The sequence below is a fragment of the Pseudomonas sp. LTR0 genome, from assembly GCF_036630035.1.
GTDB lineage: Bacteria > Pseudomonadota > Gammaproteobacteria > Pseudomonadales > Pseudomonadaceae > Aquipseudomonas > Aquipseudomonas putida_Y.
In genome coordinates, this window is the sequence record NZ_CP123734.1 from 3906527 (window position 1) to 3918885 (window position 12359).

Genomic DNA, 12359 nt, shown 5'->3' on the forward strand with positions numbered 1-12359 from the left:
GGTAAACCCGCTCCTACGGGAGGTTCACAGGCAGCCAATCAGTAAAGATTAGGCTCCATCTCCAGCTCAACCCCAAACCGCTCGAGGATATCCGCCTGGATCTGCCGCGCCAGCGCATGCATCTGCGCCCCGCTCGCCTGCCCATAGTTGACCAGCACCAGCGACTGCAAGCGATGCACGCCAGCATCACCCTCACGATGGCCCTTCCAGCCCGCCTGCTCGATCAACCAGCCCGCCGCCAGCTTCACCTGACCATCAGCCTGGGGATATGCCACAACCCCCGGATACTGCGCACGAATACGCTCGACCAGATCAGCCGTCACCACCGGGTTCTTGAAGAAGCTCCCGGCATTGCCAAGCTCTGCCGGGTCTGGCAGCTTCTCGCGGCGAATGCTGCAGATTGCATCACTGATCGCTTGCGCGGTCAGCTCGCTCTCACCCTGCTCAGACAGGCGTTGGCGCACCGGACCGTAGTCCAGTTGAGCGTGCAGGGTGCGGGTCAAGGCAAAGCGCACACGCAAGATCAACCAGCGGCCGGGGTTGCGCTTGAAAAGGCTGTCGCGATAGCCGAAAGCACATTCCGCCAAACTGAAGTCATGCAGCTCGCCAGTCTCACGATCCAGGGCTGTCAGCCCGTTGAATACGTCCTTGATTTCCACCCCGTAAGCGCCCACGTTCTGCATCGGCGCGGCACCCACGGTGCCAGGGATCAGGCTGAGGTTCTCCAGCCCGCAATAGCCCTGCGCCAGCGTCCACTGCACAAACGCGTGCCATGGCTCACCGGCCTCGGCCTCGACCACGATACGCTCGCCATCGTCACTGAGCACACGCCGACCGCGGCTGGCCATGTGCAGCACCAAAGCATCGATATCGCGGGTCAGCAGCAGGTTGCTGCCACCACCGATCACAAATACCGGCAGGCCCTTCTGGTGTGCCTGGCTCAGTGCCTGACGCACCTGCTGGTCGTCCTGCACCTGGCTGAAATAGCGCGCCTTCACGTCAATGCCGAAGGTATTGTAAGGCTTGAGCGATACCTGCTCCTGCCACTGCACTGTCATAGACGCCCCTTGATTTCCAGCACCAGCGACTGGCAAGCCGCTTCCACCAGATCCAGCACCTGCTCGAAGCCGTCGGCGCCACCGTAGTACGGGTCTGGCACCTCATCCAGTGCTGCTCCGTAACGGCGCAAGAACAGGTCGAGTTCGCCCACCGCCGTGGACGGACGCAGGGCGCGCAGATCGCGCAGGTTGTGCTCATCCATGGCCAACACCAGGTCGTACTCGGCGAAGTGCGATGCCTTGACCTGCTGGGCGCGTTGTTGAGACAAATCGTAACCGCGTGCCAGAGCCGCCTTGCAGGTGCGGCTGTCTGGCGCTTTGCCGACATGCCAGTCACCGGTACCCGCAGAAGCTACCTGCACCTTGTCGGCGAGCCCCGCGGCGTGCAACTGATGGCGAAGCACGCCTTCGGCAGTGGGCGAGCGGCAGATGTTGCCCAGGCAAACAAACAGGACGCGCATCAGGCCTCCAGCAAGCGCCGTACGCGCTCCAGATCCTCAGGGGTATCTACACCCACGGCAGGCGCCTCGATGGCGTCCTCGATGTGAATGCGCACGCCGTGCCACAGGGCACGCAGCTGCTCCAGCGCTTCGGCCTGCTCAAGCCAGCATGGGCCCCAGCTGACGAAGTGCTGCAGGAAGCCGACACGGTAGGCATACATGCCAATATGGCGGCGATATGGCACACCATGCGGCAGCACGTCGCGGCCCTTGGCAAAGGTATCGCGGGCCCAGGGCAGCGGCGCCCGGCTGAACGTCAGAGCCAGGCCGTTCTTGTCACTCACCACCTTGACCGCGTTAGGGTTGAACACGGTTTCCGGCTCATGGATAGGCTCGGCCAGGGTGGCGATGCCGGCTTCCGGATGTGCAGCCAGGTTGGCCGCCACCTGGTCGATGATCACCGGCGGGATCAGCGGCTCATCACCCTGCACGTTGACCACGATGGCATCAGCCGGCAAGCCAAGGTGGGCAGCCACTTCGGCCAGCCGGTCGGTGCCGGACTCATGATCGGCACGGGTCATCAGCACTTCGGCGCCGAAGGCCTGGCAGGCTTCGAGGATGCTGGTGTCGTCGGTGGCGATGACTACACGGCTGGCACCGCTCTTGCGGGCTTGCTCCCACACATGCTGCACCATCGGCTTGCCAGCAATCAGCAGCAGCGGTTTGCCTGGCAGGCGCGTGGAGCGCAGCCGGGCGGGAATCACTACCGTAAAATCCAGGCTCATTTGTCAAGGCGCTCGTCGTCGGTCAGGGTGCGCGCCTCGCTTTCCAGCATGACCGGGATACCGTCGCGAATCGGGTAGGCCAGGCCAGCGCCTTTGCTGATCAGCTCGGTCTTGTCGGCGCTCAGCTTGAGCGGGCCCTTGGTAATCGGGCAGGCGAGGATATCGAGCAGTTTGGTGTCCATTGGAGGCTTCCTTTAGGCCAGGTGGCCGGAAATTGAAAACGGGCTCAGGGTTGGCGCAACAAGCGTTGCAGCTGGTTGTCGAACCAGGCGCTGAAAGCCGGCGTAGGCTGCGCTTCGACGGCCAGGTACCACCAGTCGTCCGCGGCAAAGGCCCGGCATTTCACCGCATCCTTCTCGGTCATGACCAGCGGCAGTGGCGGGCTGAAAGCCAGGCTCCGGGCACTGAACTGCGCATGGTCGGCAAAGGGATGCGGCACCGGCTGCCAGTTTAGCCCCAGCAGGGTGTTGAAGAAACGTTGCGGGTTGCCGATACCGGCTACCGCATGCAAGCGCTGGCCGGCGGGGAAATAGTCGAGCGGACGGCGCTCGCCACTGCGCAGGTTGACCAGGGCGGACGGCTGCAGGCGGAAACCGAAACCATCGGTGCGGTCTTCGCTGGCGCCGTTGAACAGCACCGCGTCAGCCTCACGCAAGCGCTCGGCCGGCTCACGCAACGGCCCCGCCGGCAGGCAGCGGCCATTGCCCAGGCCGCGGGCAGCGTCGATCAGCACCAGTTCCAGGTCACGGGCCAGGCGGTAATGCTGCATACCGTCGTCGCACAGGATCAAGTCGAGGGGTTCGCTGGCCAGCAATGCCTGCACGGCCTGGGCACGATCGGGGTCGATCATCAGTGGCACGCCGGTGCGTTGCACGATCAGCAGCGGCTCGTCGCCCGCCTGACCGGCCGGCTGATCGGCCTGCACCCGCCACGGCAGCCGTGGAGGCTTGGCACCATAGCCACGGCTGACCACGCCCACCTTCAGCCCTTGCTGGCGACAGTGCTCGATCAGCCAGAGGATCATTGGCGTCTTGCCGGTGCCACCGACGGTGATATTGCCCACCACAATGACCGGTACCGGTGCCCGGTAGCTGGCACTGTCACCCCTTAGAAAACGCGCGCGCTTGCGCGTGACCACGCGGCGATACAAGGCCTCCAGCGGTCGCAGCAGCGCCAGCGACGGATGCCCGGCGTACCAGGCGGCGAGCAAGCGGTCGGTGAAAGCCATCAAGGCGTGCCCTGGGCCGCCTCGACGGTGGTCATGCGCAACTGGCTGAAACCGAGCTTGCCGGCAGCATCCATTGCGGTGACCACCGCCTGGTGCGGGGTCTTGCCGTCGGCGCTGATGGCCAGCGGCAGCGTGTTGTCGCCGCCCGACTCGCGCTCTATGGCCTCGCTCAGGGTGGCCAGGTCGCTTTTGGGTAGCAGGTGGTTGTTCACCGAGTACACGCCTTCGGCGCTGATGGTGATTTCCACCAGCTTGCCCTGGTCAGCCGGCGCCCGCTCGGCGCTGGTGGCCTCGGGCAGCTCGACGCGCAGTTGGGTCTCGCGCGTGAAAGTGGTGGTGACCACGAAGAACAGCAGCAGGACGAACACCACGTCGATCAGCGACGCCAGGTTGATGTCGACGTTCTCCCGCTGGCGATTGCGCCGGAACTTCACCCCTTGCCTCCGGCCACTTCCACTTCACGGTCGCCCTGGATCACTTCCACCAGCTTGATCGCCTCCTGCTCCATGCCGATCACCAGTTCATCAATGCGACGCAGCAGGAAGCGGTGGAAGAACACCGCCGGGATACCGACCATCAGGCCAGCCGCAGTGGTGACCAGGGCCTTGGAGATACCACTGGCCAGTACGGCGGCGTTGGCGGTCATCTGCGAGCCCATGAAGGCGCTGAAAATGTCGATCATACCCAGCACGGTGCCCAGCAGGCCCAGCAGAGGCGCCATGGCGGCGATGGTGCCGAGGGTACTGATGTAGCGTTCCAGTTCGTGGATGACGCGCGAGGCGGCCTCCTCGATGCACTCTTTCATGATTTCCCGACCGTGACGCGAATTGGCCAGGCCCGCCGCGAGGATTTCCCCCAGTGGCGAATCGGCACGCAGGGCCTTGAGCTTGTCACTGGTCAGTTGCTTGTCCTTGATCCAAATCCACACCTGGCCCAGCAGGTGCGGCGGGGTGACGCGACTGGCGCGCAAGGTCCACAGCCGTTCGACGACGATAGCCATGGCAGCGATGGAGCTTAGAATGATCGGCAGCATCATCCAACCACCGGACTTGACCAATTCCCACACAATAAACGCCCCTTCGGAAAAAGGCCGCCACTCTATCATAGGCGCGCCGGGGGCTCATCTGCCGGAGGTCAGGGAATTGGGGGTGGGGCTGACGGGTGCTTGCCGTTACAGGTTCAGCGGCCGTGAGATCGAGCGCCGCCTGTATGGCGGTAGAGGTGCGTCGCCTGGGAGATCGAGCGCCGCCTGTATGGCAGTAGAGGTGCGTCGCCTGGGAGACCGAGCGCCGCCCGCGCGGCGCATCGCGAGCTGCGCTCGCTCCTACGTTTGTTTCGGGCCAATCATTCCTGTGGGATTTGCGCGCGAACGCCTTGGCGCTTGGCACGATATTGCGTCGTACAAACAAGGCGGTCGCGCGCGCCTGTCACAGGCGTCACTGGCCAGAAACAAACGTAGGAGCGAGCGCAGCTCGCGATGCGCCGCGCGGGCGGCGCTCGATTTCTGCCACCCCCTAAAACCGACGGCAAACACACCCGGCCATTGCGCAACGTCATGCCAGGCGGTGTGGCCTTGAGGGTATGGCGGTAGAGGTGCGTCGCCTGGGAGACCGAGCGCCGCCCGCGCGGCGCATCGCGAGCTGCGCTCGCTCCTACGTTTGTTTCGGGCCAATCATTCCTGTGGGATTTGCGCGCGAACGCCTTGGCGCTTGGCGCGATATTGCGTCGTACAAACAAAACGGTCGCGCGCGTCTGCCGCAGGCGTTACTGGCCCGAAACAAACGTAGGAGCGAGCGCAGCTCGCGATGCGCCGCGCGGGCGGCGCTCGATTTCTGCCACCCCCTAAAACCGACGGCAAACACACCCGGCCATTGCGCAACGTCATGCCAGGCGGTGTGGCCTTGAGGGTATGGCGGTAGAGGGGCGTCGCCTGGGAGACCGAGCGCCGCCCGCGCGGCGCATCGCGAGCTGCGCTCGCTCCTACGTTTGTTTCGGGCCAATCATTCCTGTGGGATTTGCGCGCGAACGCCTTGGCGCATGGCTCGATATCGCGCCGTACAAACAAGGCGGTCGCGCGCGCCTGCCACAGGCGTCACTGGCCCGAAACAAACGTAGGAGCGAGCAAAGCTCGCGATGCGCCGCGCGGGCGGCGCTCGATTTCTGCCACCCCCTAAAACCGACGGCAAACACACCCGGCCATTGCGCAACGTCATGCCAGGCGGTGTGGCCTTGAGGGTATGGCGGTAGAGGTGCGTCGCCTGGGAGACCGAGCGCCGCCCGCGCGGCGCATCGCGAGCTGCGCTCGCTCCTACGTTTGTTTCGGGCCAATCATTCCTGTGGGATTTGCGCGCGAACGCCTTGGCGCTTGGCGCGATATTGCGCCGAACAAACAAAACGGTCGCGCGCGTCTGCCGCAGGCGTTACTGGCCCGAAACAAACGTAGGAGCGAGCGCAGCTCGCGATGCGCCGCGCGGGCGGCGCTCGATTTCTGCCACCCCCTAAAACCGACGGCAAACACACCCGGCCATTGCGCAACGTCATGCCAGGCGGTGTGGCCTTGAGGGTATGGCGGTAGAGGTGCGTCGCCTGGGAGACCGAGCGCCGCCCGCGCGGCGCATCGCGAGCTGCGCTCGCTCCTACGTTTGTTTCGGGCCAATCATTCCTGTGGGATTTGCGCGCGTACGCCTTGGCGCATGGCTCGATATCGCGCCGTACAAACAAGGCGGTCGCGCGCGCCTGCCACAGGCGTCACTGGCCAGAAACAAACGTAGGAGCGAGCAAAGCTCGCGATGCGCCGCGCGGGCGGCGCTCGATTTCTGCCACCCCTAAAACCCACGGCAAACACACCCGGCCATTGCGCAACGTCATGCCAGGCGGTGTGGCCTTGAGGGTATGGCGGTAGAGGTGCGTCGCCTGGGAGACCGAGCGCCGCCCGCGCGGCGCATCGCGAGCTGCGCTCGCTCCTACGTTTGTTTCGGGCCAATCATTCCTGTGGGATTTGCGCGCGAACGCCTTGGCGCTTGGCGCGATATTGCGTCGTACAAACAAAACGGTCGCGCGCGTCTGCCGCAGGCGTTACTGGCCCGAAACAAACGTAGGAGCGAGCGCAGCTCGCGATGCGCCGCGCGGGCGGCGCTCGATCTCATGGCCGCTAAACCTGTAACGACGTACACCTAACACCTAACCCCCTAATCCAGTTGAGCCCGCCAAAACCGCCGCTGCCCCCGAACGAACTCAACTTCTCCCTGCCGCCCCAACACCAACCGCAACGCGCCCTCCACCGCCGTGTCATGCACCGCCAACCCATGCCGCTGATAACGCTCCATCACCTGCACATGCGGGTGCCCGAAGCTGTTGTTGCGCCCTCGCGAAATCAATACCCCCCGCGCTGCGGTTGCCCGAATGAACGCCTCGGTGGACGAGCTGCGGCTGCCATGATGCGGCGCCTGCAGCCAGTCGATACGCGGCGCTTCAGTCTCTGCCAACCAGGCCCGTTCGGCCGCAGCTTCCATATCCCCCGCCAGCAGCAGACGCTCGCCCTGCGCCTCTATCAACAACACACAAGAACGGTCATTGCTGCTCTGCCCGTCCGCCCAGCGCCACAGCGAAAAACGCACGCCATCCCAGTCCCATTGCTCGCCACTGACGCAAGGCTGCAATTGCACGTCATCCAGCGCTTCCCCACCAATTGCCCGCCTGACCGGCAGACCACGTTGTATTGCCGCAGCACCGCCAGCATGGTCAGCATGTGCATGACTGATCACCATCAGGTCGAGGCTACCCACCCCCAGCTTGCGCAGAGTCGGCAGCACCACCCGCTCCCCCAGGTCGCTCTCTCCCCGGGCCGGACCGGCATCGTAGAGCAGGGTGTGATGCCTAGTCTGCAGCAGCACCGCCAGCCCCTGACCGACATCCAATTGCCAGACCTCGACCTGGCCGAACGGCACTGGCTCCCTGGGCACCCACAGTGCCAGCAACATGACCCCACCCAACCCACGCAAAGGCACGCCACGGGGCAGCAGCACCAGCAGCGCACCCAGCACCACCAGTAGCCAGGCCCACCCTGGCAGCACCGGGGGCACCCACGCCGGATGCTGCTGCGCCACCAACGCCAGCAACCGGAACAGCCATTCCAGCAGGCCACCCGCCATCCACAGCAGCGCGTCCCCTACCCCACCCAGCGGCAGCAGCACTGTACCCAGCAACGCCAACGGCAACACCGCCAGGCTGACCCATGGCACCGCGACAAGATTGGCCAGCGGCGCACTCAGGCTCACCGGCAACCCCGTGGCCAGCAACACCGGCAGCAAACCAATGGCGATCACCCATTGCGCACGCGTCCAGGCCTGCCAGGGCCGCCAACCCCCCAACCGGGCACTGAAGCAGTAGATGAGCGTGGCCACGGCGGCGAACGACAGCCAGAACCCAGGCAGCAACGCCGCCAGTGGCTCGAAGACCAGCACAGCGACCAGTGCAAGCAGCAACGGAAAAAAAGCGCCAAGGTGGCGAAAGCGCAGACGCCAGAGCAGCACCACGGCCAGCATCAGACAGGCCCGCTGCACTGGCACCCCACCACCCGCCAGCCAGCCGTAGGCCAGCGCTGCGGCCATGGCCAGGCCACAGGCCCAGGGTAACCACGGTAGCCTTGCCGGCCATAGCCCCCAACGCGCCAGCCCGGCGACCAGGCCATAGAGCAAACCGGCGACCAGGCCGATGTGCTGGCCGGAAATCACCAGCAGGTGCACCGTGCCGGTGGCCTGCAACGTCTGCCAGTCCTCCCGGGCCAGGCCCGCACCATCGCCAAGCACCAGTGCCACCAGCGCGGCCTGCCGGCCATTGGCTTCGACCATCAGCAAGCGTTGACGCAGCGCATCGCGCCAACCACCGGCGACTGGCGCCAGCAACTGCCCGGCCTTGACCGTACCCGTAGCCCCCACCCGTCGCGCCAGCAACTGCGCTTCCCGGTCAGGCCCGTGCGGGTTCAGCAGCCCGGCCGGGCGCTGCAAGGTCACCGCCAGCCGCCACTGCTCGCCCGCCCGCAGCGGCGGCCCATCGAACCAGCTCAGTTGCAAACGCTGAGGCAGTTCGGCCCGCCGCGAGCGTGGCGCTTCCAGCTCGAAACGCACGCCTTGTGCAGTGCGGGCCGGCAAACCCGCCACCCGCCCCTCCAGCCACAAGGTGCGCCCCTCCAGGCCGGCAGCCAGACGATCATCAAGGGCCTGCTGAGCAGACCCGCACGCCCAACACAGGCCCAGCAGAAACCAACCCAACGGCCAGACGCGGGTAAACAGGCTGCCGACAGCGCAGGCCGCCAGGGTTATCAACCATCCGACCGATGGCAATGCGGGCAGAAAGCCCAGGCACAACAGCCCGAGCGCGAGCGCAAACATCCCTGTGCGCATGAGGTAGAGCTCCAGAAGGCGAGTCACCTCCTGAGGCATAGCTCAATTGCCGGCATCGCTTGCTCAACAATTGTCACAAACTCTAAACGAGGCGGAGCAGGATTAAGGGCATACTGCCAGGGTCAACGCTCCGGGAGCCTACATGCCGCGCCGACTTTTCAAACGCTACATGCCGGACCCGACCAGCATTCGGGAACACAAGTCCTTACGCTTTTTCGGCAAATTGCTGCACGACCCCAACCTCTGGCACCTGAACCGCCATTCGGTGGCCAGAGCCATGGGTGTGGGCCTGTTCGCGGCGCTTATTCCCATACCGATGCAGATGCTGCTGGCGGCGGCCCTGGCGATCCCGGTGCGCGGCAACCTGCCGGTCGCCGTCAGCCTGGTGTGGCTGACCAACCCGTTGACCATGCCGCCGGTGTTCTTCGTCACCTACATGACCGGTGCCTGGCTGATGCAGGTACCGCCGCGCACCCTGCCCGACGAGCTGACCTTCCAGTGGATCACCGACCAGCTGTCGACGCTGTGGCAACCCTTCCTGCTCGGCTCGGTGGTGTGCGGCGTGGTGCTGGGCATCCTCGCCTACTTCACCACCATGTTCTACTGGCGCTGGTGGGTGGGCCGGCAGTGGCGTCGTCGCCAATGCCGGTGCAAGGCTTCAGGCCCGCATGCCACGGCCGCTGACCAGCAAGCGAACGCAAACAACGTAGAGCACCGCAGTGGCCACCAGCATGAAGGTGATCGCCGTGCCAATGCTGATATCCGACACCCCTAGAATGCCGTAGCGGAACGAGTTGACCATGTGCAGCACCGGGTTGGCCAACGACACGGTCTGCCAGAACGGCGGCAGCAGGTTGATCGAGTAGAACACTCCGCCCAGGTAGGTCAACGGCGTCAGCACGAAGGTCGGGATGATCGAAATATCGTCGAAGTTACGCGCAAACACGGCGTTGACGAAGCCAAGCAGCGAAAAGATGGTGGCCGTCAGCAGCACAACCACCACGGTCACGCCCAGGTGGTGCACCTGCAGGTCGGTGAAGAACATCGACAAAATGGTCACGATCACACCCACCGCCAAACCACGCAGCACCCCACCCAGCACATAGCCGACGAGAATGGTGTGCGGCGACACCGGCGACACCATCAGTTCTTCGATCGAGCGCTGGAACTTGCTGCCGAAAAAGCTCGACACCACGTTGCCATAGGAGTTGGTGATCACCGACATCATGATCAGCCCCGGCACGATGTACTGCATGTAGGTGAAGCCACCCATATCGCCGATCTGCCGGCCAATCAGGTTACCGAAGATGACGAAGTACAGCACCATGGTGATCGCTGGCGGCAGCAACGTTTGCGGCCAGATGCGCAGGAAGCGCCGCACTTCGCGGTAGACGATGGTGTTCAGGGCGACCCAGTTGGTGCGCAGTTCCACACTCATACGGCCACCTTCGACAGGTTTTTTTCCACCAGGGACACGAACAGCTCCTCAAGTCGGTTGGTCTTGTTGCGCAGGCTCTGCACCTCGATGTTCTGCAGCGCCAGCTGGCCGAACAGCGCGGTGATGCCGATGTCCTTGTCCACCTGCACTTCCAGGGTATGCGGGGTCAGCAGCCGGCACGGGTAGCCCTGCAGTACCGGCGCCGCGGCCAGGTCCTGCTTGAGGTCGAGCACGAAGGTTTCGACATGCAGCTTGCCCAGCAACTGGCGCATGCTGGTGTTCTCGACGATGGTGCCATGGTCGATGATGCCGATGTTACGGCACAGCTGTTCAGCCTCTTCCAGGTAGTGCGTGGTGAGGATGATGGTGATGCCCTTCTGGTTCAGCTCGGTGAGGAAGCTCCACATCGAGCGGCGCAGCTCGATATCCACCCCGGCGGTGGGTTCGTCCAGGATCAGCAGACGCGGTTCGTGGATCAATGCGCGGGCAATCATCAGGCGCCGCTTCATGCCGCCAGACAACGAACGCGACTGCACATCACGTTTGTCCCACAGGCCCAGCTGGGTCAGGTACTGCTCGGCACGCTCCTTGGCCAGCTTGGGCGGGATGCCGTAATACCCGGCCTGGGTCACGACGATGTCGAAGGTCTTCTCGAACTGGTTGAAGTTGAACTCTTGCGGCACCACGCCCAGGCAACGCTTGAGCGCGGAGGGCTCGCGGTCCAGGTCGTGACCGAACACGCTCACTGTGCCGCTGGTCTTGTTCACCAGGGTCGAGAGAATGCCAATGGTGGTGGATTTGCCGGCACCGTTGGGGCCGAGCAAGGCGAAGAAGTCGCCTTCGGCAACATCGAGGTCGATGCCTTTGAGGGCCTGAAAGCCATTGCCGTAGGTCTTGGTCAGCTGTCGGATGGACAGGGCAGAACTCATAGCGGGTCACTTACCGAAGAAAAAGGTGCAGGACACGCCAGGTAAAGTCACTGGCGCAGTGCGTGCAGCCATGGTGCAAGGCCAGGCTGCACAAGTACAGTCACATCTATTGATAATGACTATCGAAGCGGGTTCAAGTGAGCGCAGTCATCACTGCGGCCTGGTAGGCCGGGCGTTGCTTCAGGCGCTCATACCAGGTCTGAAGGTGGTACATGTCGGGGCGCTCGATGGGCATTTCGAACCAGGCATAGATGAAGCTACCCAGTGGGATGTCGCCCATGCCGATCTGGTCACCGGACAGGTACGGCTGATTGGCCAGGGTTTCGTCGGCAATGGCCAGTAATTGCGCGCACTGCTTGTGCGCGGCGTTGATCGCCACCCAGTCGCGCTGGTCTTCCGGCGTGCGCAGCAGGCCCCAGAACAGGGGCCGGAATGGGGTAGCGAAGGACGATGTGGTCCAGTCCATCCATTTGTCGGCCAGGGCGCGTTGGCGTGGGTCTGCCTGATACCAGCCCTGCTCAGTGCCGTACTCCGCGCACAGGTAGCGGACGATGGTGTTGGACTCCCACAAGGTCAGGTCGCCGTCTTCGAGCATCGGCACCAGACCGTTGGGGTTTCGGGCACGGTAGTGCGGCTCGTTGACCACGCCGAAGGCGCCACCGGCGTCGATGGACTCGAAGTCCAGGCCCAGTTCGTGGGCGATCCACAGTGCCTTGCGCACATTGCTCGAATTCTTGCGGCCCCAGATCTTCAGCATGGCAACATCCTTTTGAATGCGGAGGTGGCACAGTCTACTCCAGACCTTCGTCGCCTGTACTGGCCTCTTCGCGGGCAAGCCCGCTCCCACAGGATCACCACCGTCTTCATATCACTGGTATTCCTGCGTGGGTTTTACCCGCACATAGGCCGAGCCTGCCGGTCATTCACCGTCGCGGCCGCCACCGCATTCTTCAATCGCTGGCATCGCCACGTTCCGCTGTAGGAGCGGGTTCACCCGCGAACAGGCCGGTACAGGCGAACAAATGAACTGAAACTCCCACCGCCACACCCTGTCACTGTTCTGAACATGCCGTTCACAG

General features: G+C 64.1%; 11 protein-coding genes and 1 pseudogene. 1 reads left to right on the forward strand and 11 read right to left on the reverse strand.

Features of this window, described 5'->3' with window-relative positions; translation table 11 throughout:
* Positions 1-38: 38 nt before the first annotated feature.
* The 8 genes from murB to QCL51_RS18000 all read right to left on the reverse strand — a co-directional run bounded on the left by murB (position 39) and on the right by QCL51_RS18000 (position 8913).
* Complete coding sequence (gene murB / locus QCL51_RS17965) at positions 39-1058, reverse strand: UDP-N-acetylmuramate dehydrogenase (RefSeq protein WP_021784974.1); 1020 nt, start codon at positions 1056-1058, stop codon at positions 39-41.
* The gene (locus QCL51_RS17970) at positions 1055-1519 is read right to left on the reverse strand and encodes a low molecular weight protein-tyrosine-phosphatase (protein ID WP_019752229.1); all 465 of its coding nucleotides are present in this window, start codon (positions 1517-1519) and stop codon (positions 1055-1057) included. Before QCL51_RS17970 ends, murB begins: the two co-directional genes overlap by 4 nt.
* On the reverse strand, positions 1519-2283 hold the full coding sequence (kdsB, locus tag QCL51_RS17975; RefSeq protein WP_021784973.1) for a 3-deoxy-manno-octulosonate cytidylyltransferase: 765 nt from the start codon (positions 2281-2283) through the stop codon (positions 1519-1521). The genes QCL51_RS17970 and kdsB overlap by 1 nt, the downstream gene beginning before the upstream one ends.
* A complete protein-coding gene (locus QCL51_RS17980) occupies positions 2280-2465 on the reverse strand; it encodes a Trm112 family protein (protein ID WP_003247142.1) in 186 nt (61 codons plus the stop codon). The genes kdsB and QCL51_RS17980 overlap by 4 nt, the downstream gene beginning before the upstream one ends.
* Positions 2466-2509: 44 nt before the next feature.
* Positions 2510-3511 carry a tetraacyldisaccharide 4'-kinase gene (gene lpxK, locus QCL51_RS17985; RefSeq protein WP_021784972.1) on the reverse strand — a complete coding sequence of 334 codons (1002 nt, stop codon included), beginning with the start codon at positions 3509-3511 and terminating at the stop codon, positions 2510-2512.
* Positions 3511-3945 carry a biopolymer transporter ExbD gene (locus tag QCL51_RS17990; protein WP_021784971.1) on the reverse strand — a complete coding sequence of 145 codons (435 nt, stop codon included), beginning with the start codon at positions 3943-3945 and terminating at the stop codon, positions 3511-3513. Before QCL51_RS17990 ends, lpxK begins: the two co-directional genes overlap by 1 nt.
* Positions 3942-4577, reverse strand: coding sequence for a MotA/TolQ/ExbB proton channel family protein (locus QCL51_RS17995; RefSeq protein WP_031322710.1), 636 nt, complete (start codon positions 4575-4577; stop codon positions 3942-3944). The genes QCL51_RS17990 and QCL51_RS17995 overlap by 4 nt, the downstream gene beginning before the upstream one ends.
* Before the next feature lie 2122 nt (positions 4578-6699).
* Positions 6700-8913 carry a DNA internalization-related competence protein ComEC/Rec2 gene (locus tag QCL51_RS18000; protein ID WP_021784804.1) on the reverse strand — a complete coding sequence of 738 codons (2214 nt, stop codon included), beginning with the start codon at positions 8911-8913 and terminating at the stop codon, positions 6700-6702.
* Positions 8914-9055: 142 nt separating this feature from the next.
* Between QCL51_RS18000 and QCL51_RS18005 the strand changes: the two are divergent.
* Positions 9056-9562 (forward strand): annotated as a pseudogene (locus tag QCL51_RS18005) (DUF2062 domain-containing protein); the annotation flags it as partial.
* 9 nt (positions 9563-9571) lie between these two features.
* Here QCL51_RS18005 and QCL51_RS18010 read toward each other — a convergent pair.
* From QCL51_RS18010 to QCL51_RS18020, 3 genes are all read right to left on the reverse strand, one after another.
* Positions 9572-10351 carry an ABC transporter permease gene (locus tag QCL51_RS18010; protein ID WP_003247128.1) on the reverse strand — a complete coding sequence of 260 codons (780 nt, stop codon included), beginning with the start codon at positions 10349-10351 and terminating at the stop codon, positions 9572-9574.
* Entirely contained in the window at positions 10348-11280 is a 933-nt protein-coding gene (locus QCL51_RS18015; RefSeq protein ID WP_019752231.1) for an ABC transporter ATP-binding protein, read from the reverse strand. Before QCL51_RS18015 ends, QCL51_RS18010 begins: the two co-directional genes overlap by 4 nt.
* 133 nt (positions 11281-11413) lie before the next feature.
* Complete coding sequence (locus QCL51_RS18020; RefSeq protein WP_021784803.1) at positions 11414-12037, reverse strand: glutathione S-transferase; 624 nt, start codon at positions 12035-12037, stop codon at positions 11414-11416.
* Positions 12038-12359: the final 322 nt, after the last annotated feature.

Bases quoted from the DNA above. Each gene is read 5' to 3' on its own strand.
- murB (WP_021784974.1), bottom strand. From the start codon at position 1,058: ATGACAGTGCAGTGGCAGGAGCAGGTATCGCTCAAGCCTTACAATACC.
- QCL51_RS17970 (WP_019752229.1), bottom strand. From the start codon at position 1,519: ATGCGCGTCCTGTTTGTTTGCCTGGGCAACATCTGCCGCTCGCCCACT.
- kdsB (WP_021784973.1), bottom strand. From the start codon at position 2,283: ATGAGCCTGGATTTTACGGTAGTGATTCCCGCCCGGCTGCGCTCCACG.
- QCL51_RS17980 (WP_003247142.1), bottom strand. From the start codon at position 2,465: ATGGACACCAAACTGCTCGATATCCTCGCCTGCCCGATTACCAAGGGC.
- lpxK (WP_021784972.1), bottom strand. From the start codon at position 3,511: ATGGCTTTCACCGACCGCTTGCTCGCCGCCTGGTACGCCGGGCATCCG.
- QCL51_RS18000 (WP_021784804.1), bottom strand. From the start codon at position 8,913: ATGCGCACAGGGATGTTTGCGCTCGCGCTCGGGCTGTTGTGCCTGGGC.
- QCL51_RS18010 (WP_003247128.1), bottom strand. From the start codon at position 10,351: ATGAGTGTGGAACTGCGCACCAACTGGGTCGCCCTGAACACCATCGTC.
- QCL51_RS18015 (WP_019752231.1), bottom strand. From the start codon at position 11,280: ATGAGTTCTGCCCTGTCCATCCGACAGCTGACCAAGACCTACGGCAAT.
- QCL51_RS18020 (WP_021784803.1), bottom strand. From the start codon at position 12,037: ATGCTGAAGATCTGGGGCCGCAAGAATTCGAGCAATGTGCGCAAGGCA.